Origin of the sequence: Nonomuraea sp. NPDC049421, from assembly GCF_040677005.1 — a bacterium.
Lineage (GTDB): Bacteria > Actinomycetota > Actinomycetes > Streptosporangiales > Streptosporangiaceae > Nonomuraea > Nonomuraea salmonea.
On the sequence record NZ_JBFAQA010000001.1, the window covers coordinates 211,187 to 234,357 of the forward strand.

The following is a 23,171-nucleotide window of genomic DNA, read 5'->3' on the forward strand; positions in this document are numbered from 1 at the left end:
CGCGCGGCCGCCCCGGCTCAGGCCGTGCCGCGCTCGACCAGGGGACAGGGCAGCACGACCGTGCGGCCGGTGCCGGTGTAGCGGCCGGACATGCGGCTCAGCAGCAGGTCGCCGGCCGTGCCGCCGGCCTCGTACGCCGGGTTGCGCACGGTCGTCAGGAGGGGCGTCACGATGGTCGCGGCGTCGACGTCGTCGAAGCCCACGATGGCCACGTCATCGGGCACCGACAGCCCCAGCTCGTGGGCGACGTCGAGCGCGCCGATCGCCATCAGGTCGTTGGCGCAGAAGACGGCGTCGGGCCGGGACTTGAGCGTCATGAGGGCCTTCATCGCGGTGTAGCCGCCCTTGCGGGTCCAGTCGCCGCGCACCATGCGCTCGGCCGGCACCTTCCGCTTGGCGGCCTGCATCGCCGAGCGGAAGCCCGCGGTGCGCGTCACGCCGTAGTGGGGCGGGCCCTGGATCATCGCGATGCGCTTGTAGCCGCGCGCGGCGAGGAAGGCGCCCGCCGCGCGCGAGCCGGTCTCGTCGTCGGGGACGACCGCGTCGCACAGCGGATGGTCGAGCTGCGCGCCGATGCAGACGATGGGCGTCTGCTGGTCGACCTCCGCGAGCTGGACCTGCGAGGCGGTCTCGCCCGAGGCGAAGACGATGCCGTCGACCCCGCGGTCCATCGCGTCCTGGAAGAACTTCAGCTCCCTGTCGTGCTGGCCGTCGGTGTTGCAGACGTACGTGCCGAGCCCGGCGGCGTCGACCGCGTCGGCCAGGCCGCGGGTGAGCACGGCGTAGAACGGGTTGGTGATGTCGGGGACGACCACCGCGATCATGTGCGAGCGCCGGGTCCGCAGGTTGCGGGCCACGATGTTCGGCCGGTAGCCGAGCTCGCGGATGGCCGCCAGCACCGTGCCCCTGGTCGCCGCTCCGACCGCACGCTTGCCGGACAGCACGTGGGAGACGGTCGTGGGGCTCACTCCCGCGTGGCTGGCGACCTGGGCGATCGTCACGCGGGAGGGTGGGCTGGGCTCAACCTCGCTCCTCGACATGGGGAGCATTCTACTGAGATTCTTGAGGCAAAACGATTTGACGGCGCAGTTCGCTGTGATCGGCTGGCGTGGTCTCGGGGCCGTCACAATGTGACGCGAGCCACTGTGCATCCATTGACAACCCGCCCGGACGTTGGCAAGACTTCCCGCCAGGCGCCAATCGATTTGCATCAGTCGAAGCTCCGGATCTTCCACTGAGCGAGCAGCAGGGAGCGGTGTGATGAGAATCCATGGATCCTGGACGGCCCCGGCCGTCATCGTGATGGCGCTCGCGACGACCATGAGCCTGACCGCCTGCGGAAGCGACGCCCCGCCGCAGAACACCGGCATCGGCAAGGGCACGGGCCCCGTCAAGGACCCGGCCTCGCCGCAGACCGTGACGTTCTTCTCCTGGGTCGGCAACGAGCCGCAGATGAAGAAGATGGCCGCCGAGTTCACCGAGCAGCACCCCAACATCACCATCAAGTTCGAGAACGCCCCCGCCGAGCAGGCGCAGCAGGTGCTCAGCACCCGCATCGCCGGCAACACCGCCCCCGACGTCGCCTACATCAACGCCAGCGACACCAGCGACTACGCCGCCCGCGGCGCGCTGGTCGACCTCGGCGAGTACATGGGCCGCAGCGAGGTCGTCAAGCCGGACGACTACGTCGACGGCTTCAGGACGTTCGTCACCTGGAACGGCAAGATGTGGGGCCTGCCCTTCGACGGCGAGACGACCGGCCTGTTCTACCGCACCGACCGCTTCAAGGAGGCCGGCCTCGCCGGCCCGCCGAAGACCTGGGAGGAGTTCAGGGCCGCGGCGGAGAAGCTCACCGCGAACGGCAAGTACGGCTTCGAGATGTTCGCCTCCGAGGCGGCCTACTACTTCTACCCCTGGCTCTACCAGGCCGGCGGCGAGCCGGTGAGCGCGGACGGCAAGGACGTCGCCTTCGACAGCGAGGCCGGCAAGACCGCCGCCGCCTTCTACGTGGACCTCGCCAAATACTCGCCGCGCGACTACCTCAACTCCAACTCCTACGACGGCCGGGTGGCCTTCGCCAGGGGCGACGTCGCGATGTACGTGGCGGGCGCCTGGTTCGCCGGCACGCTGGCCGACGAGTACCCCAAGCTCGAAGGCAAGTGGGCCGCCGCGCCGCTGCCCGAGGGGAGCGCCGGATGCAAGACGACCATCGCCGGCGACTCGCTGGTGATGTTCAGCCAGACGAAGGTCTCCGACGCCGCGTGGCTGTGGATGGAGTTCCTGTCGCGGCCCGAGAACCTGGCCGACTGGACGTACAAGACCGAGGGCACGCTGCTGCCTCCGACGAAGTCGCTGCTCGAAGGCGAGGACCTCGCCAAGGAGAAGCCCGTACTCAAGCCCTTCGCCGACCTGATGGCCTGCGGCGTCGCGAGCGCGGTCGCCAACCCCAAGTACCCGCGGGTCGAGACCATCCTCAACGAGGAGCTCAGCAAGGCCATCTACGGCGACCAGACCGCCGCCGAGGCGCTGGACAACGCCGCCCAGCAGGGCAGGGCGATCCTCGGCCGGGGCTGAGCGGCGGCGCGCGGCGGCGTACGGAGGAAGGAAGAGACAGATGGCGCAGCCGCTGGTGACCACCGAGCCGGTGAAGAGTGCTCCTCGACCGCCTGGCAGGCGCGGCCTGCCGGCCCTGATATGGCGGGAACGCTCGGCGTACGTCTTCCTGATGCCCGGCATGGTGATCTTCTCGGTCTTCACACTGGCCGCCCTGATCTTCGCCGTCTACCTGACGTTCCACCGGTGGAGCATCATCGAGCCGGACAAGCCGTTCGTCGGCCTGACGAACTACCGCGACATGATCCACGACGAGCGGTTCGTCGAGTCGGTGCTGAACACCGTCTACTTCAGCGGCGCCTCGGTGCCGCTGTCGATGGCGACGGGCCTGCTGCTCGCGCTGCTGCTCAACCTGCCGCTGCGGCTGCGCGGCCTGTTCAGGGCGGCGTTCTACCTGCCGGTCATCACGCCGTTCGTGGTCTCGGCCATCCTCTGGAAGTGGCTCTACAACGGTGACTACGGCCTGTTCAACTACTACCTGCTGCAGGCGCACCTCATCGACGAGCCGCTGCTGTGGCTGTCGGACAAGAACCTCGCGATGCCGGCGGTCGTGCTGATGAGCGTGTGGGCGGGCGCCGGGTTCTCGATGGTGGTCTACCTCGCCGGGCTGCAGGCCATCCCCAGGGAGCTGTACGAGGCCGCCCGCATCGACGGCGCGGGCCCCTGGCAGCGCCTGCGCTATGTGACGATCCCCAGCCTGCGGCCCACCACCCTGTTCCTGCTGGTCATGGGCATCATCAGCTCCCTGCAGGTCTTCACCCAGATCTTCGTGATGACCAACGGCGGGCCGGTCAACAAGACGACGACGATGGTCTATTACATGTATCTCTGGGCGTTCAAGTACTTCGACATGGGCTACGCCAGCACGCTGGCGTTCGCGCTCTTCCTCATGCTGCTCGTGTTCACGGCGCTGCAGCTGCGCCTCGCCCGGCGGGGCTCCGCCGTATGACCGGCAACCGGTTCGGGCTGCGGCAGAAGCTGCTGACGTACCTGGTGCTCGCGCCGCTCGCGATCCTGTTCCTGGCGCCGTTCGCGTGGCTGGTCAGCGCGTCGTTCCAGCCGATGGGGGAGATCTTCTCCACGACGCCGCACTGGATCCCGCAGGACGCGACGCTGGAGGGCTACAAGGGTTTCCTGAACGTAGGCGACCTCACCAAGGCGCAGCAGGCCCAGGGGCACGGCGACTGGCGGTGGTTCGCCAACAGCGCGTTCGTCGCGCTGTCGATCACCGTGCTGCAGACGTTCTTCAACGCGCTGTGCGCCTACTCCTTCGCCAAGCGCCGTTTCCCCGGACGTAACGGGATCTTCGTCCTCTTCCTGGCGACGATGATGGTGCCGGGGCAGGTCACGCTCATCCCGAACTACCTCATCATCCAGCACATCCCCTTCTTCGGCGGGAACGACTGGACAGGCAGCGGCGGGCACGGCTGGCTCGACTCCTACTGGGGGCTGATCATGCCGGGCATCGTGTCGGCGTTCGGCATCTTCCTGCTGCGCCAGTACATGCTCTCGATCCCCGACCAGCTGCTGGAGGCCGCCCGCATCGACGGGGCCGGCGAGTTCCGGATCTTCCGCTCGGTCGTGCTGCCGCTGTGCGGGCCCGCGCTGGCGGCGAACGCGATCTTCACCTTCCAGGGGGCGTGGGAGGACTTCTTCTGGCCGCTGATCATCATGTCTAGCCCAGACAAGATCACCGCACCGGTGGGTCTTGCCCTGTTCGTGGTGCAGAACCGTACATCCTGGACCTTGTTGTTCGCCGGGTCGGTGATCGCGGTGCTGCCGATGATCGTCGTGTTCCTGGTCTTCCAGCGGAGGTTCGTGCAGGGCATCGCCCTCACCGGGATCAAGGGGTGAATCGTGACGGCGCAAAGTCCTGACGAGGTACGCGACCTGCTCGCCCGGCTGCTCGACGCCGGGAACGGCGTGCTGCGCTGTGCGCCCGCCTGGGTCGCGCGCGACTTCCTGCCGCCGGGCAGGCGGCTCGGCCTGCCCGAGGACGCCTACGACGTGGGCGAGCGGGGCGCCGTCTGCGAGCGCTGGCTCGCCTCGACGACCAAGGCCGACAACCGCGTCGGGCCGCCCGACGAGGGGCTCAGCCACGTGGTGGGGGAGCACGGCGAGCGGCTCCTGCTGCGCGACGCGGTCGCCGCCGACCCGGCCGCGGTCATGGGCGCCGCGTACGCCGCCGCGCATCCCGGCGGGCTCGGGCGGCTGGCGAAGATCTTCGACTACGCCTACCGGCTGCCGTACCACATCCATCCGCCCCAGGAGTACGCGGCGCTGGTCGGCAGGAACGCCAAGGACGAGTCCTACCATTTCCTGCCCGGCGTGGACATGGGGGCGCATCCTGAGACGTTCTTCGGGGTGCACCCGTGGATCGCGGAGCAGGGCGCGTACGAGGTGCTGCTGCCGTACCTCGTCGACTGGGACAGCGACCTGATACTCCGGCACGCCCGCGCCGAGCTGCAGGTGCCCGGCGAGGGGTTCCACGTGCCGTCCGGCGTGCTGCACGCCCCCGGCACGGCGCTCACCCTGGAGCTGCAGGAGGACTCCGACGTCCTCGCCATGTTCCAGGCGCTGAACGCCGGCCGGATCATCTCCAAGGACCTGCTGTTCAAGGACGTCCGCCCCGGCGACCGCTCGGAGCACGGCGAGCGGTTCCCGCTCGGCTTCGTGGACTGGCGCACCAACGGCGACCCCTGGTTCTACGAGAACCGCCACCTGACTCCGCAGCCCATCGGCGGCGGGGAGAGCTGGGTCTTCTACAACACCGGCAAGTACGCCGGCAAGCGCCTCGTCGTCCCGCCCGGCGGCGTCCACCGGCTGCGCGAGCCCGGTGTGTACAGCGTGTTCGCCTGGACGGGGACGGGCACGTACGCGGGGCACGAGGTGCGCGGCGGCGAACCGGGGCTTGACGAGCTGGTCGTCACCCACGACGCGGCCGTGCGGGAGCACGAGGTCGTCAACACCGGCGCCGACGACCTCATGGTGTTCCTCTTCTTCGGCCCCGACCTGCACACGGACGTCCCCTCGATCCCCGGCAGGTGAGTCACACGTGCAGGACTGATTCAAACAGGCAGGACTGGATCACACGTGCAGGACGGGATCACACGTGCAGGACGGGATCAAACGTGCAGGATGACCTCCCCGTCCTGCTGGGACACCCGGTACGTCCTGAGCCCCACGCGCTTCGGCTCCAGCAGCGACCGCCCGCTCTCGATGTCGAACTCCCAGCCGTGCCACGGGCAGCGGACGACCCGCTCGTCCCTGCCGTACACGTACTCGTGCGGCCCGGCGGCCACGAAGGTGCCGCCCAGCGAGCCGGCGCACATCGACGCCCCCATGTGCGGGCACTTGTCGCTGATCGCGAAGAACTCCTCGCCCACGCTGACGACCCCGACCCGCCGCCCGTTCACGTCGACGATCCGGCACCCGTCCCTGCGGACGTCCTCCACGCTGCCGACCCGAACGTCCATGTCACCGCTCCACTGTCGCCATGCCAATCGATTTGCTATGCATGACTATGACCGCTCAGCGGCCTCTCGGCAACCACCGGAGCCTCCATGACCGACCCCGTCACCCGTACGCCTCCCCGCTACCGGCTCGTCGACTGCGACGTCCACCCGATCACCAAGCACGGCCTCGCCGACCTGCGCCCCTTCCTGTCCACGGCAGAGCGGCGCCGCCTCGGCCTCGACGAGCGCCGCGCCCTCACCACGACCGGGCACCGCGAGGCGGTCTCGATCCCGCGCAACATGCTCTACGTCAACCCGGCCGGCGTGCTCCGCGACGACGCCCGCGCCCCCGACGGGTCCGCCCCGGGCGCCGACCCGCTCTTCACCGCGCGGCACCTCCTCGACGCCCACGGCATCGACCGCGCGGTGCTCATCGGCGGCGAGGTGCTCGGCCTCGGCGCCATGCCCGACCCGGACGCCGCCGCGATGATCGCCTCGGCCTACAACCGGTGGCTGGCCGCGACCTGGTTCGACGCCGACGACCGCTACCGCGGCTACATCGTGGCCGGCGCGCAGGACCCGCACCTGGCGGCGCGGGAGATCAGGCGCGCGGCCCAGGACGAGCGCTTCGTCGGCGTGCTGCTGCCGCTCACCGACCTGCTGATGGGGCAGCGGCACCACTACCCGATCTACGAGGCCGCGCACGACCTCGGCCTCCCTGTCGCCGTCCACCCCAACTCGGGCGAGGGCATCTTCCGTACCTCGCCGCCCATGGCCGGCGGGACGCCGACGTACTACGTCGAGTGGCACAGCGGCCTCAGCCAGGTCTTCCAGGCGAACGTCATCAGCCTCGTCTGCCACGGCGTCTTCGAGCGCTTCCCCGGCCTCAAGGTGATCATCACCGAGGGCGGGCTGGGCTGGATCCCCGACGTGATGTGGCGGCTCGACAAGAACGTCAGGGGCCTGCGCGACGAGGTGCCGTGGGTCAGGCGGCTGCCCAGCGAGTACATCGTGGACCACGTCCGCTTCACCACCCAGCCGCTGCCCGAGCCCAGGCGCCGCCATCACCTGCATGTGCTCTGCGAGATCGCGCACGCGGAGCGCACGCTGATGTTCAGCTCCGACTACCCGCACTGGGACTTCGACGACCCCCGCTACGCCCTCACCTCGCTGCCGGAGGCCATCAGGCAGCGGGTGAGCAGCGAGAACGCGGTCGAGACGTACGGGGATCGCCTCTGAGGGCTCTGAGGGCTCTGAGGGCTCTGAGGGCTCTGAGGGCTCTGAGGGCTCTGAGGGCTCTGAGGGCTCTGAGAGCTATGAGGGATGTGAGGGCTCAGAGGGGCCGGCGCGCCGGAGCCTGCTGGAACGCGCGCAGCATCGCCGCGTACGCCGGCTTCGGCCGCAGGTCCTCGTCGAACGGCAGCGGCCGGCGCGCGGCCCCGTCCGCACGCGGGTAGTCCTCCTGCAGCCAGGTGTAGCGGTCGCTGAGGCCGAAGCTGAGCACCACTTTCACCGCCGGCTCCTGGAGGGCCACGGACAGGTAGCGGGCGTAGACGTCCGCGACGGCCGCGTCCCTGACGGCGACCTCGGCGGGCAGGCCGTCGTCCTGGACGTCCATCTCCGTGATGAAGATCGACAGCCCTCGCGCCGCGACCTGTCTGAGGAAGCTCCGGTACGCCTTCGCGTCGAAGCTCTCGGCGAACCCGTCGGCGTTCAGGTGCGCCTGGACGCCCAGGGCGTGCACGGGGACGTTCCTGCTCCTCAGGTGGTCGATGGCCTTGAGCATCGACCTGCGGCGGGCGACCGCGTCGTCCCCCGTCTCGAAGCCGAACTCGTTGATGAGCAGCACCGCGCGGGGGTCGTGGCGGTGCGCGAGGCGGAACGCCTCCTCGACGTAGGAGGGGCCGATGGTCTGGTACCAGGGCTCCTGCGTCCAGTAGCCGTTGGCGTCCTTGTCCTCGCCGTCGGTCACCTCGTTCGCCACCACCCACGCCTTGACCCGGCCCGCGTAGTGGGCGACCTCTCTTTTGATCGTGCCGAAGAGCAGGTCGCGGGCCTCCCGTTCGCCGAGGCCGAACAGGGCGTCCTCCTCCCATCCGTCGCCCAGGCCCTCGTCCCAGACCAGGTGGGCGGCGAGGACCGGCTGGCCGTTGCCGGCGGCGTACTGCACGATCTGGTCGCCGTACGTGAAGTCCAGCGGGGCGTCGGGCGTCGGTTTGAGCCGGTACCACAGGAGATCGTCCTCGGTGAGCAGCATGCCGCTCTCGCGCGCGTACAGCTCCGCGTAGGCGGTGTCCGGCTGCACCTGCCAGGTGGCGGCGGAGGAGCCGTACCTGATCCCCTTGGCGAGAGCCGCCCGCCTCAGCGCACCCGCCGGCTCGGCCCAGGCCGTACCCGCCGTCAGGAGCTGCGCCGCGCCACCGCCCAGCATCGCCATCGCACCCAAGCCACCACCGGCGAGGAACGAACGCCTGCGGAGCCCTCCCTGATCTGCCATCGCTTTCCCTTCACCGTTCCGACGGACGCGCGCGCAGTGATGCAAATCGATTTCCCTACAGATACACCCGCCCGCCACCGGTGGGAAGGCCCAAGGCCGCCGGGTACATTGCCGGAGTGAGATGGAACGTCTGGGTCGACGAGTGGCAGATGGAGTGCTGCGGCGACCCCTTCCACGTCGGATCGACGGTCACCTGGACCCTCGCCCCGGCCGACCGCGAGTGGCTGACGCGCGCCCTGGGCGAGGAGACCGCCGCCACCATCGAGTGGGCCGAGGAACACCACGACGAACCCACCTCAGCCCACATCACCGTCGAAGCCCACGTCAGGCACATCTCCGCCGCCCACGCCCGCCACGTACAGGCGGAAGGCGACACCTACCTCCACCCGACCGACGCCGTCCTGACCCCGCTCACCTCAGCCGACGGCTCACGGCCACCGTCCTCGGACGACCGCGACTTCATCGGTTACGTCGTCACCTTGGAAGCAGATCAGTAGCGGCAACAGTCACCCCCCTCGCGTGCCGACCACGCGGTCCGAGACATTCAGGCGCCGTAATGGGCTCGACACATATGGCTGCGACCCACTGTCGTATCGTCCCATTTGCTCTTTGAGCCGCATCTAAGCACCGAATAGCCATACCTCCGGAGCTAAGATGCATCGCACCTTGGATATGCCTTATTTGCTCCAGCTTCCACGGTGGGGTGTCTCGGCGTGTCCCGGATTCCGGACCTTGTCGACTTTTTCCACCATGCCAACATGTGCCGTTCTCCGAAGAGACGGAATGGTGGCAAAGACAAGATCGATTTGCTCAGAGGCTTGCGACCGAATGAATCAATCCTGTGGGCCGGAAACCAGCACATCGTTCGAGTAGCAGAATCGGTTCTGCTCGAAACTCGGGCAGCTGTCACACGCGCAGGACGGTGACCTGGCGGCCGGACGGGGTGGTGGCTTGGTCGAAGCCGCCGCGTTCCTGCCAGGGCGGGGCCTCGGGACGGCGGTCGAAGATGACCAGGACGCCGGTGGCGAGGGTGAGGCGGTCGAGGTAGCGGTCGAGCTGGGCCAGGCCCTCGGGCTTCGGGTCGTCCGCGCCTGGCCGCCACACCTTGAGTTCCATGGCTTCGCGTTGCATCAATCGTTCGCCGTCTGGGCCGCTGTACGGCCAGCGAACGAGCACGTCCAGGCGTTTGGTGCCGGCGGCGTACTCGCGGTCGAGGTAGCCGCCGCCGTTGACCAGGCGGTGCAGGAAGGCCATGAGGATGATCTGACACGCGGCCTCGTGGTAGCCCTCCTGCTGGATGAGGACTTCGCCGTGCTCACGCCAGAACACGACGAACTCCTCCAGCAGGCGTGGCAGGTCGAACCGGCCGTCGGGGAGCACGAAGCTGTGCGGGTCGGCGTGGATGTTCTGCTCCGTGAGGTCGCCCAACACGCGCAGGATGACCTCCCGATAGATCGGGTTGGCCACCTGTGGCGGAGGTTGTTGCGTGATCAGGCCCAGATCGCGGGCGTAGGACAGGTCCTCGGAGTTGCCGCGGTCGGTGTAGGGGCCGCCGGCCACGATCGGCTCCATCACCCGCTTGACCCGAGGCTCGTACAGCCGGGCCGCCAGAGAGTCCAGGTGGATGGCGCGCGCCCGGATCAACCGCTCTTTCGCGTCCTCCACCTGCCGGTCGCCGATTGTCCTGGTCACCCCCATCTTGAAGGTGATCTCATGGGCGAGGGCGTTGACCAGCCACGGTTGTCCCTGGGTGAGCTCGAAGACGCGGTCCACCGCGTCCTTGGTGAACTCCTGGCCGGTGGCCTGGGTGTGCTGGTCGTAGAGTTCGGCGATCTGGTCGGCGGTGAAGTCGCCCAGGCGCAGCGAGTCAGCGAGGATGTTGAACGGGCTGGCCGCGTTGAACCGGCCGGGGGCGCCGCCGGAGGCGACCTTGTAGTCCCGCAGGTTGCGCAACCCGCACAGCACCACCGACGAGGGGAACGGATAGCCCTTCGATCGCCTGTTGTGCCCGTCGCGGAGCTGGCCGAGGATGCTGGCCAGGCTGTTGCCCTGCAGGGCGTCGATCTCGTCGAGGAACAGCACCACCCGGCGCGGGCAGCGTCGGCACCACTCACGCAGCGCCGCACCGAACCGGCTACCCGGCGTGGCCTTCGGCCAGGAACGCGGCGGTAGCAGCTTCTTCGGCCAGCCCGACAGATCAGCGGCCTCGCGGAGGGAATCCAGCAGAAGCGCCTCAGCCCAGGCGACGTCGTCGCCGGCCGCTTTGGCGCGCTCGCAGGAGAACATCAATGCGGCGGTGTCGCCCTCGGCGGTCAGGTCGGAGGCCAAAGCGTCCAGGACGGTGGTTTTTCCGGTCTGCCGGGGGGCGTGCAGGACGAAGTAGCGGTCCACCTCGATGAGCGCCCGTGCCTCAGGAAGCCGCGGTGCGGGGGGCAGCATGTAGTGGCGCTGCGGATCGCAGGGACCGGTCGTGTTGAAGTACCTCGCTCGGGGTGGCGGCATGGTCACATCCTGCCACCGTTCTGATGTGAGGACTCGAAGGTCCTCAGGCATGCCTCGGCCGGCTTGAACCGGCTCGGGCAGATCGCCGAAGGCCGGGTTCAGGCGAGGTGCAGGGCATCGAGCCGGAACCCGCCGACGGTGCGGCGCTTCAGGAAGCGACGCAGTGGTACGGGAAAGCCTCAGAATCGCCTTCACGGTTTCCTCGTCTCGGCGATCGCAGTGCTCATCGCGCCGAGAATGGGCGAGCGGTGCGAGATCGAGGACCTCGCGGCGTTCAGCGACGAGGTCGCCGCCATGCACCGCTGCGAGCGTCGACCGGTCAACGAGTTCGTCGTGGAGGAGGTCGTTCTCCCCGACCGTGTCCGCCAGCGTCTCGCCGCTGCTGATGGACTGCCGCGCATCGACTGGTCGAGATCCTTTTGGGTCTGTGGGCTGGGTGGGTCCACCGGTGAGGCGGACGCGGCGCCCATGGGCGTGCTCAGTGCGATGGTGAAAGCGCCGGTGATGAGTACACGTGCGGACAAGGTGATCATTTCGACCTCCTCGGCCGGGTACGAATACCTGCGGCCGTCACGAGAGGATTTGCCTGGACCGGGTAGTCGATAACGGTCGATATGGCGAATAAGTGAAGGATGCGGGCCCGGGTAATGCGACAGCTCGGGCAGTCCATCGTCACGACGCAGACCGCCGAGGTCGGCGAGATGAAGGGCCGGCTGGAGCGGTGGTATCCGAGAAGCCCGGCACCGAGCCCGCGCGAAACCACGATGCCGGACCTGTCAGGGCTTTCCGGGGATCAGCTCGACCAGACGTTCCTGCGGCACATGATCCCGCACCACATGATGGCGATCATGATGTCGCAGCAGCTCCTCATGCATGGTGAGGCGCAGCATGCCGAGGTCGCCGGCTTCGCCCGCAAGGTGCGCGACGACCAGTGGGCGGAGGTGCGGACAATGCGGCGGTACCTGGCCCAGTGGTTCGGTGAGCAGAATCCACCCTGCTTCCCGGCAGGCCCGGGCATGCCCGGCATGACACCGGGGCCGCCCGGGCCGGACTGAGCGCCGCTCCACTCGTGGCTCGCGCTATCAGGACGGCATGACTCGTCGCGGGACGGCGTAGGCGCAACCGTGGTCGCTGCCTCTACGCCATCGACGTCCTGTACTCAGCAGCGCACCATCGAAAACCGCATCGGCAGCTTGAGCAGTGACACGTCGGTGGCCCGCTACAGGAGTCTTTCGGGTCTGGTCGCTGCTTCTTCGCGGAGCGCGGTGACGAAGGTCTGACGGGCTTCCTGTGAGTGGGGGTTCTGGGTGTGGCGCTGGTAGAGCTGCCAGCAGGTGTTGATGCCGTGGAGCAGGTTGTCAAGGAGGTCGGGGGCGGGGCGAGCGGGGTGGAGTGAGGTGAGGGGCAGGTAGATGGTGTCCGGGCTGAGATCGAGCTTGGCCTGATCGGCCTGGACCCTGTCGATGAGCTGCTGGGCGGCCGTGATGCGGTCCTGCACTTCGAGGATGCCGAGCAGGTGGCCGTCGGCGACGTTGAGTGCATTGCGGATGAGGGGCATGATGACATGCCTGGCGCGGGCGCCCAGGTTCATGGCGGTGGCGATGTCGGTGAGGCTTTCCAAGGCCAGCGGTTTGTCGGGCTGCTCGGCGCTGGCTACCACGTGCATCGGGTGCATGCCAGTGCGCAGGGCGGTGACGTTGAGTGCGGCGTGAAACCAGTGGGCGGCGGCGATGGTGGCCGCGGTGGGGTCGACCTGGGTGAGGAGGTCCTGATTACCGAAGGGGTTGTCGCGGAGCAGGCGGTCCGCCTGCGAGATCTGCAGGGGTGAGGCGTCCTCACGGCTGAGGGTGACGGCCTGCTGGGCACGGTCGGACAGGTCGCCGCGTTCGGCTTGTTCGATGGCGGCGAGTTCGGCGGCGACGTCTGTGGTGACATGCGTCGTGAGCTGAGACGTGTCGAGTACGCGTAGGGCGCGGGCGAGGTCATGGGCGGCGTGCTCGACCTTGGTACTGATCGGCCGGTCGGTGGGCCGGGAAGCGGTGATCAGGGGGAGGACCTTGGCGAAGGCGTCGCGTTCCTGTTGCCGATGCCAGCCGAGGCTGCTGGGGTTGTGCCGGTCGGCGGCGCTGGCGGGGTGCGTGTAGGAGCGCCAGCAGACGTGGGACAGGCGGGTCAGCGCACCGGCGAGCTCGCGGGTGTTGTGGGGAAGCTGGTCGTGGGTGAGCCGGGCCACGATGATGGCGGTGTCGCCGATGCCGGTGCTCCACAGGGCGAGCAGCGTGTTGTGGGCACGGTCGATGGCATACCGAGTCACGGATACCTCTTCAAAGAGAAAGGGGGCCAGAGAAAGAGCTCTGCTCACGGCAGTTCTGGACACGCCCAGGATGCTGGATCGGCCGCTCAGGCGAAGCCTTTTTCGCCATTGTTCTGCGTCGCTGATCAGCGGTTTTGCTCACGTACGCGGCATAAATCCTGTCGCCAGCGAGTACCGTCCCGGCATGCCTCATCCGCCCGCGTACGCGGCCAGCCTCCTGTCTCCGGAGACTGCCCGCGACACCCTTCTCGCGGTGGCCGGTGACACGCTCGTTCAGCAGGACGACCAGTGGTGGGACCAGATCATCTGGGCGGTCGCCGCCCGGCACCACGTGCTGGTGATCGGTGACGAGGACTTCCTGCGGCGTGCGTACGCGATCGCCGCCGCGTCATGTGAGCCTGGTCGAAGCGTCCGTGTTCACGTCCGGATCACTGACGTGCACGCCCTCCGGGCTCATGTCCTGGGTGCCGATGACCGACAGCAGCTCCAGCTGGGCCGCCCCTCGGCTGCCGGGTGGTGCGGTGAACCACAGCAGACGCTGGCGGCCGTCCTCGCTGAAGAGGCTGTGGCAGTCCACCTCGATGATCCCCAGCACCGGGTGGACCAGGCGCTTGTGGTCGGCGCGGCGCAGCGCCACGTCATGGGCGTCCCATAGGGCGGCGAATTCGGCGCTGCGCCGCCGCAGCGCGGCGACCATCTGCGCCACGTGCGGGTCGCGGCCGCGGCGGGCGGCGACCGCTCGCAGGTCGGAGACGAAGACCCGCGAATGGTGCGGGTGCTCCTCCGGCGGATAGAGGGCGCGGGCGGCGGGGTCGGTGAACCAGCGGTAGACGTAGCTGGCCTTCGGGCCCTGCCGGTACGGGTGTCGGCCGATCAGCGCGGCGGCCAGGTCGTTCTGGACGAGGGTCGCGTGCAGGTCGGTGATGATCATCGCGGGCGTCGTGGCGAGCCGGTCCAGCATGGCCAGCATGGACGTCTGGACGTGCGTGGTCGTGCCGTGCGACGCCGGGACGGGCCGTTCCGCGAGATGGAACAAGTGATCGCGCTCGTCGCCCGCCAGCCGCAGCGCGCGGGCGAGCGCGGCCAGCGTCTGGGCCGACGGCTGGGCGCCCCGCCCGCGTTCGAGCTCGGTGTAGTAGTCCGCTGACAGACCCGCGAGCTGTGCGACCTCCTCCCGGCGCAGCCCGGGCACCCGGCGCCGGGTGCCGGCGGGCAGGCCGACGTCCGCCGGACGTACGCGGGCGCGGCAGGTCTTCAGGAACGCGGCGAGTTCGCGGAGGTTCACCTCTCCATCGTGACCTCCGGCGGTGGCCGTAGCCAGGGGCTGACAACCCCTGGGTGAACGCAGCCCTGGCCCGCGGCCGGGTGGCAGGCGAGCGTGAACGGGACCCAAGGCGTTCGTGGCCCGACGGCCCGAGCACCGACGAAGGCTAGGAGGCATCATGAGACGTGGTATCGCCCTGCTCCTCGGCGCGGTCCTCGCGGCGAGCCCCGCCCTGCCCGCTCACGCGCACCCCGACCACCCGACGCCCACGGCGACCGCGACGGTTCCCGCCGTCGAGCCGGTCTACGGGAAGGGGTGGCGGCCGCGGGCGGCGATCGGCAAGGGGCCCCGCCAGGAGCACAGCGTCGCCGCGGTCGGCCACCGGGTGTACCTCATCGGCGGCATCATCCCTGACGCGGCCGGCGGCGTCGAGACCACCGGGCGGATGGAGGTTTATGACACCCGGCGCGACACCTGGTTGACGGCGGCCCCGCTGCCCGTCCCGATGAACCATCCCAACGTGGCGACCGTCGGCGGCCGGATCTACGTGCTCGGCGGGCTGTCCGGCGGCGCGTCGTGGCAGGCACTGCGGGACAGCTTCGTGTACGACCCGCGTACCGACAGGTGGACGCCGCTGCCGCCGATGCCCGCCGGTATCGAACGGGGCAGCGCCGCCATGGGCGTGCGCGGGACGAAGATCTATCTGGCGGGTGGCATGCGCACGCTGACGCCCGGCCCCGGCGGCTTGCAGGACACGGTGGACCTCGTGTCGTCGTACGACGTCGCGACCGGCCGGTGGGAGCGGCTGCCGAGCCTTCCGCAGGCGCGCGACCACGTCGGCGGCGCCGTCATCGGCTCGACCTTCTACGTGCTCGGCGGTCGCGACCGGGGCCAGGTCAACGTGCGCGACACCGTGTACGCGCTCGACCTGCGGGCGCGCCGCTGGTCGGAGCGGGCGCCGATGCCGACGGCCCGGGGCGGGATCGCCGCCGCGGCCGTAGATGGCAAGATCTACACGTTCGGCGGCGAGGGACGGCACGACGGGACGAACCCGAACACGGTCTTCTCCGAGACCGAGGCGTACGACACGGCGCACGACCGCTGGGTGCGCCTGGCGCCGATGCCGGTGCCCCGGCACGGCACCGCCGCCGTTGCGGTGGGCGGCACGATCTACATCCCGGGCGGCGGCACGGCGGCCGGCGCGGCCCCCGTGGACGTCAATGACGTCTACCGCCCGGCGGCCTCGTAGCCGGAAAGACGGCCTGGCGGGACAGGAGGGCCACCACCCCCAGGGGGATCGCCAGTAGTCGCCGCGGGCGTGCGCGGTACGACGGGGGCCGTCAGGGGCGCGGGTCGATGACGTGCAGGCGTTCGGGGCCGGGGTCGTGACCGAGCAGACGGACCAGGTCGGAGGTGCCGCCGGCGCCGTCGCCGGGCCGGCCGTCCCAGACGACGACCGCGCGCGGCTCGGGGTCGAGGGCGCGTGCCAGCCGTACCATCCACTCGTTCGTACGCGCGAACACCTCGTCACCGCGGCCCGGCTCCCCGGGCAGTACGGCGACGCGGGCGCGCCGGCACAGCCGCTCGAAGCGTTCGTGCCAGTCGGTGCCCTCCAGGTCCACCGACCGGCGGGCGAAACCTTCAGGCGGCAGCGCCAGGCACAGGCGTACCGAGGCGCCGCGGAGCAGGGCCTGTTCGGCGCCGATGATGTCCGCGCCGCGTGCGCCGCCGCAGATCACGGTGGTGCGCGGGCCGACGTGCCAGGCGTCGAAGGCGGCGCTCATGGCGGCGGTCACCGCGCCGACCAGCGCCTGGGGGAAGCGCGGCGGGTTCCTGCCGGGGGCGTCGACGAGGTGGCCGCTCACGATGAGCGCGCGGGTCACGTCTTCGTCCGGGATCTGCTGCACAGGGGCCACCACCGCCTCAGGTCACCGGTCACGCTACCCACCCATGATCGGCGTTACCAGAGGGTCATTGACAGCACTTCGGTCCGACCGTAACGTGGCGATATGAACACTCAGGCATGAATATTTATTCCGCCGCTCCAATCGGGAAATGCCAAGGAATGCAGGCTGCCCGTCATTTCCTGATATTTCCGCCTGCCCTCACGCGCTCCGGCGACCCCCGTCCGGCCCCTTGAAGGGAACCCCCCATGAAACCGCTGACCAGCCTCCGCAAGGCCGCCACGCCCAAAGCCGCCGCCGCGACATTGCTCCTCGCCACCACCATCGTCGCGACCAGCCAGAGCGCGGCGTCGGCCGCCCCCTGTGACGACCGTCTCGTCGGATGGGGAACGGTCCCCGGCTACGGCTTGAGCACGACGACGGGCGGCGGAAACGCGACGCCCCAGACCATCACCACGCTGGAGGAGCTGGAGCGGTACGGCGGTGACGCGACGCCACGGGTGCTGCGCATCTCCGGAAAAATCACCACCGGTTCGTACGCCGTCGACATCGCCAGCAACAAGACCCTCATCGGCGCCGACGAGAACGCCACCATCCACGGCGGCATCAACATCGCCCCCGGCAGCAGCAACATCATCGTCAGGAACCTGAACTTCGAGGGCTTCTGGCCCGAGTCAGGGCCGGACGACACGATCTCCGCCCGCGGCGCCCACCACCTGTGGTTCGACCACCTCAACATCTGGGACGCCGGCGACGGGCTGCTCGACCTCACCAAGGGCTCGGACCTCATCACGGTCTCCTGGGTGAAGTTCTGGTACACCGACCCGTCCCACCCGCACCGCCTGGCCACCCTGAACGGATCCGACGCCAACGACGACGAGATCGACGCGGGGAAGCTGAACGTCACCTACCACCACAACTGGTTCGCCGACCTGGTCGACCAGCGCATGCCGCGCGTCCTCTTCGGCAAGGGGCACGTCTTCAACAACTACTACACGACCGTCGACAACAATTACGCCGTGGGCGCCGGCGCGCTCGCCTCGGTGCTGATCGAGAACAACTACTTCAGGAAGACCAACAACCCGCACCAGTTCATGTACGTGCGGCCGTCGTACATCACCGCGCGCGGCAACGTCTACGACCAGACCACCGGCCTGCGGGACACCGGCGCGGGCGGCACCGGCGGCGGCGTCACCCCGTTCACGCAACCGCCGTACCCCTACAAGGCCGACAACGCCCACAAGGTCCCCAACCTCGTGACCCGCTGCGCCGGCCCGACCCTGTCCTGAACGCCCGAGGTGACCCGGAGGCGAGACTCCTCCGGCCACCGGCCGCTTCGCCGCGCTGGACCACGCCGCCCATCTCGGCGCGCGCCCTGACCCGCTCGGCGACGACGTGACGGCGATTCGGATCGCCGTCACCCGGTCGGCGGGTTACGCGGGTGGCTGGGAGGCGAGGACCACATGGGAGGTCTTCGCCGATTCGACCGTCGAGTTCCCCACAAGCTGGATGACGTACGTGTACTTGCCGGCCGTCGCCGGCGTGTCGGCGAAGCCGAACGACCCGTCGGCGGCGGCGGTCATCTTGGCCACGCCTTTCGAGGTCGTGCCGTCGGAGTTGGAGACGTGACGGACGACGGTGACGATGGTGCGCGGGAACGTGATGCCGTCGGCGGCGAACGTGCCGCTGAATTCGAGCCGCTCACCGACGACGCCCGTCTTCGGGCCGGTCACCCTGAGCATCGGCCGGTACCGGCCCGCCTCGACGACGGCCGTGTCCCAGCTGCTGTTGAACCATGAGTTGCCCGGCCAGGACAGCCGATACTCGTACGACCCCGATTTCGGCACGGTGTCGGTGAACCGGTACGTGCCGTCCGCCTCCGTGGTGACCTCCCGGAAGGGCCGCGAGGTGCCGTCGGGGAGCCAGCTGTACAGGTGCAGCGTCTGTACGCCGGGCGTCGCGCCGGTGCTCAGCGTGAGCCGCCCGCTGAAGGTCAGCTCCTTGAGGGCGGCCGGCTCGTCGGGAGCCGTCATGGTCAGGGCGGAGGCGTGGTACGGGGAATGCGGCAGCCGCCAGAGGTGCAGCCGCCCGGTGTCAGGGTCCTTCAGCGTCGCGTAGGTGAGGACGCCGTAGAAGGCGATGCTGCCCGGCACCAGCGCCTTCCCCTCGTGCTCGGCCGAGTAGATCACCTCCGACGTGCCCTGGTCGTACACCACGAGCTCCGCCGCGTCGCCCCTGTTCCAGCCGCCCACGACGTAGTCGTCGTCCGGGCTGGCCGAGACGGCGGCAGGGGCGCCCTGCTCGCCCGGCCTGTCGTAGGCGCGCGTCCTGGCGTTGGTCGTCGTGTCCCAGGCGTCGAACCGGTCACTGTCGACCGGCGCCGACAGGGCCGTATCCCCGTAGTGGGCGACAGCGAGATCCCGCAGGGACGTGTCCGCGCGGATCTCGCCGCGCGTGGTGGCCACGTCGGCGCTGACGTCGTACACCTTGATCGAGGCGGGACCGGCGCCCGGCTCGCCCGCCAGCAACGTGTTGCCTTTGACGGCGAGGAGCGGAGGCTGCGTCGTGCCCGTCCCGATCGGCACGAGGGCGGGCGTCGGCCGCCACAGCTCAAGGGCGACGACGCCTCCCTGCCCCGCCTGGCCGCACCCGTATCCGACCCAGATCCGCTCGTACGACTGGGCCAGCGTGGACGGGCACGGGTAGGCGGCGAGGTCGACCCGCTTGGTGATGGCGAGCGTCGCGATGTCGACCTCGATCACCTCATGCGAGTCGCGCAGCGCCGCGTACACCCGCCTGCCGTTGTCCGCCACGGACAGAGCCACGGCACCGGCCAGGCCGCCGATGGTGTCGATGAGCGTACCGCCGCTGTCGGTGACCACGATCCGATCGTCGGCGGCCACGAAGATCTTGCCGGTGTGCCCCACCACGTCACCACCCCTGCCGGCGTCAACTCCGAGGTCGATGACGATATCGGCGGCCGAGACGGCAGACGCCTGACCGGCGACCAGACCCGCCGCCAGGAGCAACGACCCAGCCAGGGCGCCTAATCGGTGGGAGAGGGGAGTACGGCCATTGCTTGAGAAGCGCACATGCACTCCGTTCAGGAGAAGCGATTGTCGAACGTATGTTCGCACGCCTGATCATCACCGTCCAGAACCGCCCAGGAGAAGACGCTCCCCACGATCTTCCGGCAGGTGCGTCACCCGGGCGGGCCCGCCTTCACGCGCTGCGTCAGCCGTTCCACCGAGCCCCGGTAACCGTGGAGGTGTTCCAGCCACCACGTGGCGCCCGCCTCGGCGTAGGCCCGTACCGGCGAGCCCGGCTCGCTCACTCCGATGACCGCCACGTCGAGATCGTCGGCGGTGGCCCGGTGCCGGCGCAGCGCGGCGACCTGAGCGGCCAGGGAGCCGGGCGAGAGCGTCATCCGGCCTTCCTGGTCGTCGCCGGCGACGATCCAGCCGTCCCAGCGGGCGGCCCGCCGGAGCGCGCCCGCGGCCGTGCCGCCGACCCAGATCGGGACCCGGGGCCGCTGGAGTGGCAACGGCGCGAGCCGCACCCCGTCCACCGTGTGATGAGCGCCCCGATGCCGAACCTCGTCACCGGACCAGAGCGAGGACATCACGTCGAGCGCCTCATCGAGCACCGCCCCACCAGGACGCGCCGAACCGAACGCGGTGAACTCCTCCCGCACGCCACCCAGCCCGGCCCCCAAGATCACGCGGCCACCGCTCAGCCTGTCGAGCGTCGCCACGGTCTGGGCCAGGACCTCCGGCCGATGCCGGGCCACGGCCGTCACCGCCGTGCCCAGCCTGATCCGCGAGGTCGCCTGGGCCGCGGCGGCCAGCGCCACCCACGGATCCGCCGACGGCGTGCCCCAGGCGAAGGCCAGATGATCCCACACCAGCACGGCGTCCCACCCGGCCGCCTCAGCCTCGCGGGCGAGAGCGACCAGCCGCGCCGGCTCCGCGAGCTCACCGAGGATCGCGACGTCGATGCCGTAACGCATGCCCCCACCCAAGCACCCGCCACCGACACTTCCGCCGCCGGCCTCGGCCACAGCGTCTCGTGGGATCAGGGCTTGAACGGGGCACAGATCTCCCCGTTCAAGCCCGTCGGATCTGCTGCTGCCGCAGCGGTCAGGAAGCTCGGTCCCGGCCGAGGAAGCATGACAGGAGTCGCCTGAAGTCGTGCGGGTGCTCGAGCGCCGGCACGTGCCCGCACCGGCCGAACACGTGCAGACGGACGTCGGCGAGGTGGTCGAGCAGGGGCAGGGCCGCCGTCCCGAGCGGGGTGACCCGGTCCTCGGCGCCGTGGACGAGCAGCACGGGCGCGCGGATCCCGGCCAGCGTTCGCGCCGAGAGGGTGAGGTCGTCGGCCCAGCGTGCCCTGGGTGGAGGGAACAACGACGTGTACGCGGCCGCCCCCGCTCGCATCGCGGCGGCACGGGCGGCGACGGCCGACTCGGTCACGAGCGCTTGGTCGAGGACGAGGCGACTCAGCATGTCTCGTGCCCCGATCGGGTCGGGGGCGGCGGCCCAGACCGCGTCGAGTTCGGCGGACAGCGGCGCCCCGGGGGCGCCCATCGTCGAGACCGCCACGACACGGGTGACCTGCCGGGGACGCGCGGCCGCCAGCGCCAGCGCCACGGCGCCGCCCATGGAGTGGCCCACCACGGCGTAGCGCTCGGCGCCGAGAGCGTCCATCAGGCCCGCGGCCTGCTCCGTCCACAGCCGGAGCCCACCCCTGGAGCCCGCCGGGATCGGCGTGCGGCCGAACCCCGCCTGGTCAGGGGCCACCAGGTGCCAGGACGTGCCCAGCGCCTGTGCCGTCGTCGCCCAGGCGCCGGGTCCGGTCGTACCGGGTCCGGAGCCGTGCAGCATCAGCACCGCGGGCCCGGTGCCGCTCTCCAGGACGTGGACGGGGGAGCCGTCGACCGTGACGGTCCGGAGTGCCGTCACCGGGACGGGCCGGGCGTGCTCATGACGATGCGGAATTGAGGGACTTCGAGAAGACCTCCATCATCGCCCTGCCGAACTGCGGCATGTCAGGCCATCCCCGGCAGGAGACGAGGTTGCCGTCCACGACGTCGGGAGCGTCGATGACCGTCGCCCCCGCGTTCTCCATGTCACCGGTGATGGGCGGGAAGCACGCCGTCTTCCGCCCTTTCAGCAGCCCGTACACGGCCGGCACCTGCGCGCCGTGGCACACCAGCGCGATCGGGAGGTTGCGCGCGAAGAAGTGCTCGGTGATGCGCCTGACGTCGGCGTCGACCCGGATCCACTCGGGAGCACGTCCTCCAGGGATGATGAGGGCGTCATAGCGCTCGACGTCGACCTCGGCCCAGGGCACGTCCACCGGCAGCTTCCGGCCGTTCTTCTCCACGTAGGCGTCGGAGTTGGGATCGAACTCGTGGATGACCAGCTGAACGTCGCGCATCGTCCGTGACGAGACGTCGACGTCCCAGCCGCCCTCCTGCACGCGATAGTAGGGATACATGGTGTCGAGCTCCTCGGCGGCGTCGCCGGTCAGGAGCAGCGCTCTGGGCACCTGCTTCTCCTCGCATCCGGGGCGGTGAGGTGGATCCAATCCGATCCGATCGGATTGAGTCAGCATTCCTCGGCCCGGCCCGCCCGTCAAGCCTCCATCGCCTTTCCGTCCGCGCCCTCGGCCTCGTCGAACAACCGCCGGAACCGCTCGCCGGACCGCAGGATGTGCCGGCGCATGGCGTAGGCGGCGGCGTCGGGGTCACGCGCGGCGATCGCGGCCAGCACCTCTTCGTGCTCGGCCATGGCCAGGTGAGTGACCTGGGCGTCGCGGTGCAGCCGGAAGAGGTGCACGTGCGTGTGCAGGCGAGCGAGTGCCTCGCGGATGACCTGGTTCTCCGCGCTCAGGGCGACGAGATCGTGAAAAGCGGCGTCGCGCAGCCCGAAGGCGCCGTAGGCCATGGGTCCCTTGCCCCCCTCCAGCTCCTCCATGTCCTCCAGCATCCGTCGCATGCCGGCCACCTGCTCCGAGGATGCGCGTTCTGCGGATCTGCGCGCCGCGGCCGGCTCGAGGAGCAGGCGGACCTCGAGCATGTCCTCGAATCGGTGACGGGTGATCTGCGGGGGGATGCGATAGCCGGCATGGGGCACTCGTACGACCAGGCCCTCGGCCTCCATGCGGTTCAGGGCGTCTCGGATCGGCGTCTGTGAGACCCCCAGCTCTCGCGCCAGGACATCGATCGTGACGCGGGAGCCAGGCTCTATCCGTAGCGACATCATCTGTCCGAGCAACGTGTCGTACACCTCGTCGGCGAGCCGGCCGCGAGATCTTCGCGGCGGCGTCCCGCCCGTCCCGCCGGTCCCGCTCGTCCCGCCCGTCATGGCCTCACGGCGCCGCGCGATCACCGCTTCGTCGTCCATCGTGACGTGAGGTCCTTTCTCGCGTCTTCGGGAACCTGTTGTCATCGGTCGCCATACTGCGGGATGTTGACGCTCCCAATCGGATCGTATAGGAAAGGTGGCGGATGCCAGCCATCCCTCACCTATCGGGGAACCGTCCGCCATCGCTCCGCTTCGATCAGTTGGAGCTTCCATGAGCATGCTCGACGTCCTGCTCGGTGCGCCACCGGGCCGCA

At 69.6% G+C, this 23,171-nt stretch carries 22 protein-coding genes; 10 read left to right on the forward strand and 12 right to left on the reverse strand.

Annotation, left to right across the window (positions count from 1 at the left end; translation table 11 throughout):
- Positions 1-17: 17 nt before the first annotated feature.
- Positions 18-1,040, reverse strand: a complete 1,023-nt coding sequence (locus AB0K18_RS00895) for a LacI family DNA-binding transcriptional regulator (protein ID WP_364907958.1) — start codon at positions 1,038-1,040, stop codon at positions 18-20.
- 220 nt (positions 1,041-1,260) lie between these two features.
- On the opposite strand from AB0K18_RS00895, the gene AB0K18_RS00900 reads away from it, so the two are divergent.
- Genes AB0K18_RS00900 through AB0K18_RS00915 form a run of 4 tightly spaced genes read left to right on the forward strand, consistent with a single transcriptional unit; the run spans position 1,261 to position 5,661 of the window.
- Positions 1,261-2,574, forward strand: a complete 1,314-nt coding sequence (locus AB0K18_RS00900) for an ABC transporter substrate-binding protein (RefSeq protein WP_364907961.1) — start codon at positions 1,261-1,263, stop codon at positions 2,572-2,574.
- A gap of 40 nt (positions 2,575-2,614) precedes the next feature.
- On the forward strand, positions 2,615-3,562 hold the full coding sequence (locus AB0K18_RS00905) for a sugar ABC transporter permease (RefSeq protein WP_364907964.1): 948 nt from the start codon (positions 2,615-2,617) through the stop codon (positions 3,560-3,562).
- Positions 3,559-4,467: a carbohydrate ABC transporter permease gene (locus AB0K18_RS00910; protein ID WP_355418131.1), complete on the forward strand. Its 909-nt coding sequence runs from the start codon at positions 3,559-3,561 to the stop codon at positions 4,465-4,467. Before AB0K18_RS00905 ends, AB0K18_RS00910 begins: the two co-directional genes overlap by 4 nt.
- 3 nt (positions 4,468-4,470) lie before the next feature.
- Complete coding sequence (locus tag AB0K18_RS00915; RefSeq protein WP_364907967.1) at positions 4,471-5,661, forward strand: hypothetical protein; 1,191 nt, start codon at positions 4,471-4,473, stop codon at positions 5,659-5,661.
- A gap of 77 nt (positions 5,662-5,738) precedes the next feature.
- Here the strand turns inward: AB0K18_RS00915 and AB0K18_RS00920 are convergent, their stop codons facing one another.
- On the reverse strand, positions 5,739-6,089 hold the full coding sequence (locus AB0K18_RS00920; protein ID WP_364907969.1) for a Rieske (2Fe-2S) protein: 351 nt from the start codon (positions 6,087-6,089) through the stop codon (positions 5,739-5,741).
- Between the two features lie 87 nt (positions 6,090-6,176).
- On the opposite strand from AB0K18_RS00920, the gene AB0K18_RS00925 reads away from it, so the two are divergent.
- Complete coding sequence (locus tag AB0K18_RS00925) at positions 6,177-7,307, forward strand: amidohydrolase family protein (protein ID WP_364907972.1); 1,131 nt, start codon at positions 6,177-6,179, stop codon at positions 7,305-7,307.
- Positions 7,308-7,401: 94 nt separating this feature from the next.
- Here AB0K18_RS00925 and AB0K18_RS00930 read toward each other — a convergent pair whose 3' ends face one another.
- Positions 7,402-8,565, reverse strand: a complete 1,164-nt coding sequence (locus AB0K18_RS00930; RefSeq protein ID WP_364907975.1) for an endo-1,4-beta-xylanase — start codon at positions 8,563-8,565, stop codon at positions 7,402-7,404.
- Positions 8,566-8,681: 116 nt separating this feature from the next.
- On the opposite strand from AB0K18_RS00930, the gene AB0K18_RS00935 reads away from it, so the two are divergent.
- Positions 8,682-9,062 carry a DUF6578 domain-containing protein gene (locus AB0K18_RS00935; protein WP_364907978.1) on the forward strand — a complete coding sequence of 127 codons (381 nt, stop codon included), beginning with the start codon at positions 8,682-8,684 and terminating at the stop codon, positions 9,060-9,062.
- Between the two features lie 409 nt (positions 9,063-9,471).
- On the opposite strand, the gene AB0K18_RS00940 is transcribed toward AB0K18_RS00935, so the two are convergent.
- Positions 9,472-11,067, reverse strand: coding sequence for an ATP-binding protein (locus tag AB0K18_RS00940; RefSeq protein ID WP_364907980.1), 1,596 nt, complete (start codon positions 11,065-11,067; stop codon positions 9,472-9,474).
- A 237-nt stretch (positions 11,068-11,304) separates the two neighbouring features.
- On the opposite strand from AB0K18_RS00940, the gene AB0K18_RS00945 reads away from it, so the two are divergent.
- Positions 11,305-11,673, forward strand: coding sequence for a hypothetical protein (locus AB0K18_RS00945; protein ID WP_364907983.1), 369 nt, complete (start codon positions 11,305-11,307; stop codon positions 11,671-11,673).
- 41 nt (positions 11,674-11,714) lie between these two features.
- Positions 11,715-12,122, forward strand: a complete 408-nt coding sequence (locus tag AB0K18_RS00950) for a DUF305 domain-containing protein (protein WP_364907986.1) — start codon at positions 11,715-11,717, stop codon at positions 12,120-12,122.
- Between the two features lie 164 nt (positions 12,123-12,286).
- Here the strand turns inward: AB0K18_RS00950 and AB0K18_RS00955 are convergent, their stop codons facing one another.
- Together AB0K18_RS00955 and AB0K18_RS00960 are read right to left on the reverse strand one after the other, a co-directional pair.
- Positions 12,287-13,381, reverse strand: coding sequence for a hypothetical protein (locus tag AB0K18_RS00955; RefSeq protein ID WP_364907989.1), 1,095 nt, complete (start codon positions 13,379-13,381; stop codon positions 12,287-12,289).
- Between the two features lie 388 nt (positions 13,382-13,769).
- Complete coding sequence (locus AB0K18_RS00960; RefSeq protein ID WP_364907991.1) at positions 13,770-14,666, reverse strand: helix-turn-helix transcriptional regulator; 897 nt, start codon at positions 14,664-14,666, stop codon at positions 13,770-13,772.
- A 157-nt stretch (positions 14,667-14,823) separates the two neighbouring features.
- On the opposite strand from AB0K18_RS00960, the gene AB0K18_RS00965 reads away from it, so the two are divergent.
- The gene (locus AB0K18_RS00965) at positions 14,824-15,894 is read left to right on the forward strand and encodes a kelch repeat-containing protein (protein WP_364907994.1); all 1,071 of its coding nucleotides are present in this window, start codon (positions 14,824-14,826) and stop codon (positions 15,892-15,894) included.
- A gap of 91 nt (positions 15,895-15,985) precedes the next feature.
- Here the strand turns inward: AB0K18_RS00965 and AB0K18_RS00970 are convergent, their stop codons facing one another.
- Positions 15,986-16,552: a hypothetical protein gene (locus AB0K18_RS00970; RefSeq protein WP_364907997.1), complete on the reverse strand. Its 567-nt coding sequence runs from the start codon at positions 16,550-16,552 to the stop codon at positions 15,986-15,988.
- Between the two features lie 245 nt (positions 16,553-16,797).
- Here AB0K18_RS00970 and AB0K18_RS00975 point away from each other — a divergent pair, with 245 nt between their 5' ends.
- Positions 16,798-17,838, forward strand: a complete 1,041-nt coding sequence (locus AB0K18_RS00975; protein ID WP_364908000.1) for a hypothetical protein — start codon at positions 16,798-16,800, stop codon at positions 17,836-17,838.
- 144 nt (positions 17,839-17,982) lie between these two features.
- On the opposite strand, the gene AB0K18_RS00980 is transcribed toward AB0K18_RS00975, so the two are convergent.
- The 5 genes from AB0K18_RS00980 to AB0K18_RS01000 all read right to left on the reverse strand — a co-directional run bounded on the left by AB0K18_RS00980 (position 17,983) and on the right by AB0K18_RS01000 (position 22,956).
- Entirely contained in the window at positions 17,983-19,479 is a 1,497-nt protein-coding gene (locus AB0K18_RS00980) for a hypothetical protein (RefSeq protein WP_364908003.1), read from the reverse strand.
- Positions 19,480-19,751: 272 nt separating this feature from the next.
- Positions 19,752-20,558 carry an LLM class flavin-dependent oxidoreductase gene (locus AB0K18_RS00985; protein WP_364908006.1) on the reverse strand — a complete coding sequence of 269 codons (807 nt, stop codon included), beginning with the start codon at positions 20,556-20,558 and terminating at the stop codon, positions 19,752-19,754.
- A 130-nt stretch (positions 20,559-20,688) separates the two neighbouring features.
- Positions 20,689-21,510, reverse strand: a complete 822-nt coding sequence (locus AB0K18_RS00990) for an alpha/beta hydrolase (RefSeq protein WP_364908009.1) — start codon at positions 21,508-21,510, stop codon at positions 20,689-20,691.
- Positions 21,511-21,529: 19 nt separating this feature from the next.
- Entirely contained in the window at positions 21,530-22,099 is a 570-nt protein-coding gene (locus AB0K18_RS00995; RefSeq protein WP_345400512.1) for a DJ-1/PfpI family protein, read from the reverse strand.
- 86 nt (positions 22,100-22,185) lie between these two features.
- Positions 22,186-22,956 (reverse strand): GntR family transcriptional regulator, encoded by a 771-nt coding sequence (locus tag AB0K18_RS01000; protein WP_364908012.1) that lies wholly within the window; start codon positions 22,954-22,956, stop codon positions 22,186-22,188.
- Between the last annotated feature and the right edge of the window lie 215 nt (positions 22,957-23,171).

What these genes read in the sequence shown, in the direction of transcription:
- AB0K18_RS00940 (WP_364907980.1), bottom strand. Translation starts at nt 11,067, where the DNA reads ATGCCGCCACCCCGAGCGAGGTACTTCAACACGACCGGTCCCTGCGAT.
- AB0K18_RS00975 (WP_364908000.1), top strand. Translation starts at nt 16,798, where the DNA reads ATGAAACCGCTGACCAGCCTCCGCAAGGCCGCCACGCCCAAAGCCGCC.
- AB0K18_RS00945 (WP_364907983.1), top strand. Translation starts at nt 11,305, where the DNA reads ATGGGCGAGCGGTGCGAGATCGAGGACCTCGCGGCGTTCAGCGACGAG.
- AB0K18_RS00900 (WP_364907961.1), top strand. Translation starts at nt 1,261, where the DNA reads ATGAGAATCCATGGATCCTGGACGGCCCCGGCCGTCATCGTGATGGCG.
- AB0K18_RS00985 (WP_364908006.1), bottom strand. Translation starts at nt 20,558, where the DNA reads ATGCGTTACGGCATCGACGTCGCGATCCTCGGTGAGCTCGCGGAGCCG.
- AB0K18_RS00965 (WP_364907994.1), top strand. Translation starts at nt 14,824, where the DNA reads ATGAGACGTGGTATCGCCCTGCTCCTCGGCGCGGTCCTCGCGGCGAGC.
- AB0K18_RS00920 (WP_364907969.1), bottom strand. Translation starts at nt 6,089, where the DNA reads ATGGACGTTCGGGTCGGCAGCGTGGAGGACGTCCGCAGGGACGGGTGC.
- AB0K18_RS00905 (WP_364907964.1), top strand. Translation starts at nt 2,615, where the DNA reads ATGGCGCAGCCGCTGGTGACCACCGAGCCGGTGAAGAGTGCTCCTCGA.
- AB0K18_RS00895 (WP_364907958.1), bottom strand. Translation starts at nt 1,040, where the DNA reads ATGTCGAGGAGCGAGGTTGAGCCCAGCCCACCCTCCCGCGTGACGATC.
- AB0K18_RS00925 (WP_364907972.1), top strand. Translation starts at nt 6,177, where the DNA reads ATGACCGACCCCGTCACCCGTACGCCTCCCCGCTACCGGCTCGTCGAC.
- AB0K18_RS00930 (WP_364907975.1), bottom strand. Translation starts at nt 8,565, where the DNA reads ATGGCAGATCAGGGAGGGCTCCGCAGGCGTTCGTTCCTCGCCGGTGGT.
- AB0K18_RS00910 (WP_355418131.1), top strand. Translation starts at nt 3,559, where the DNA reads ATGACCGGCAACCGGTTCGGGCTGCGGCAGAAGCTGCTGACGTACCTG.
- AB0K18_RS00950 (WP_364907986.1), top strand. Translation starts at nt 11,715, where the DNA reads ATGCGACAGCTCGGGCAGTCCATCGTCACGACGCAGACCGCCGAGGTC.
- AB0K18_RS01000 (WP_364908012.1), bottom strand. Translation starts at nt 22,956, where the DNA reads ATGGACGACGAAGCGGTGATCGCGCGGCGCCGTGAGGCCATGACGGGC.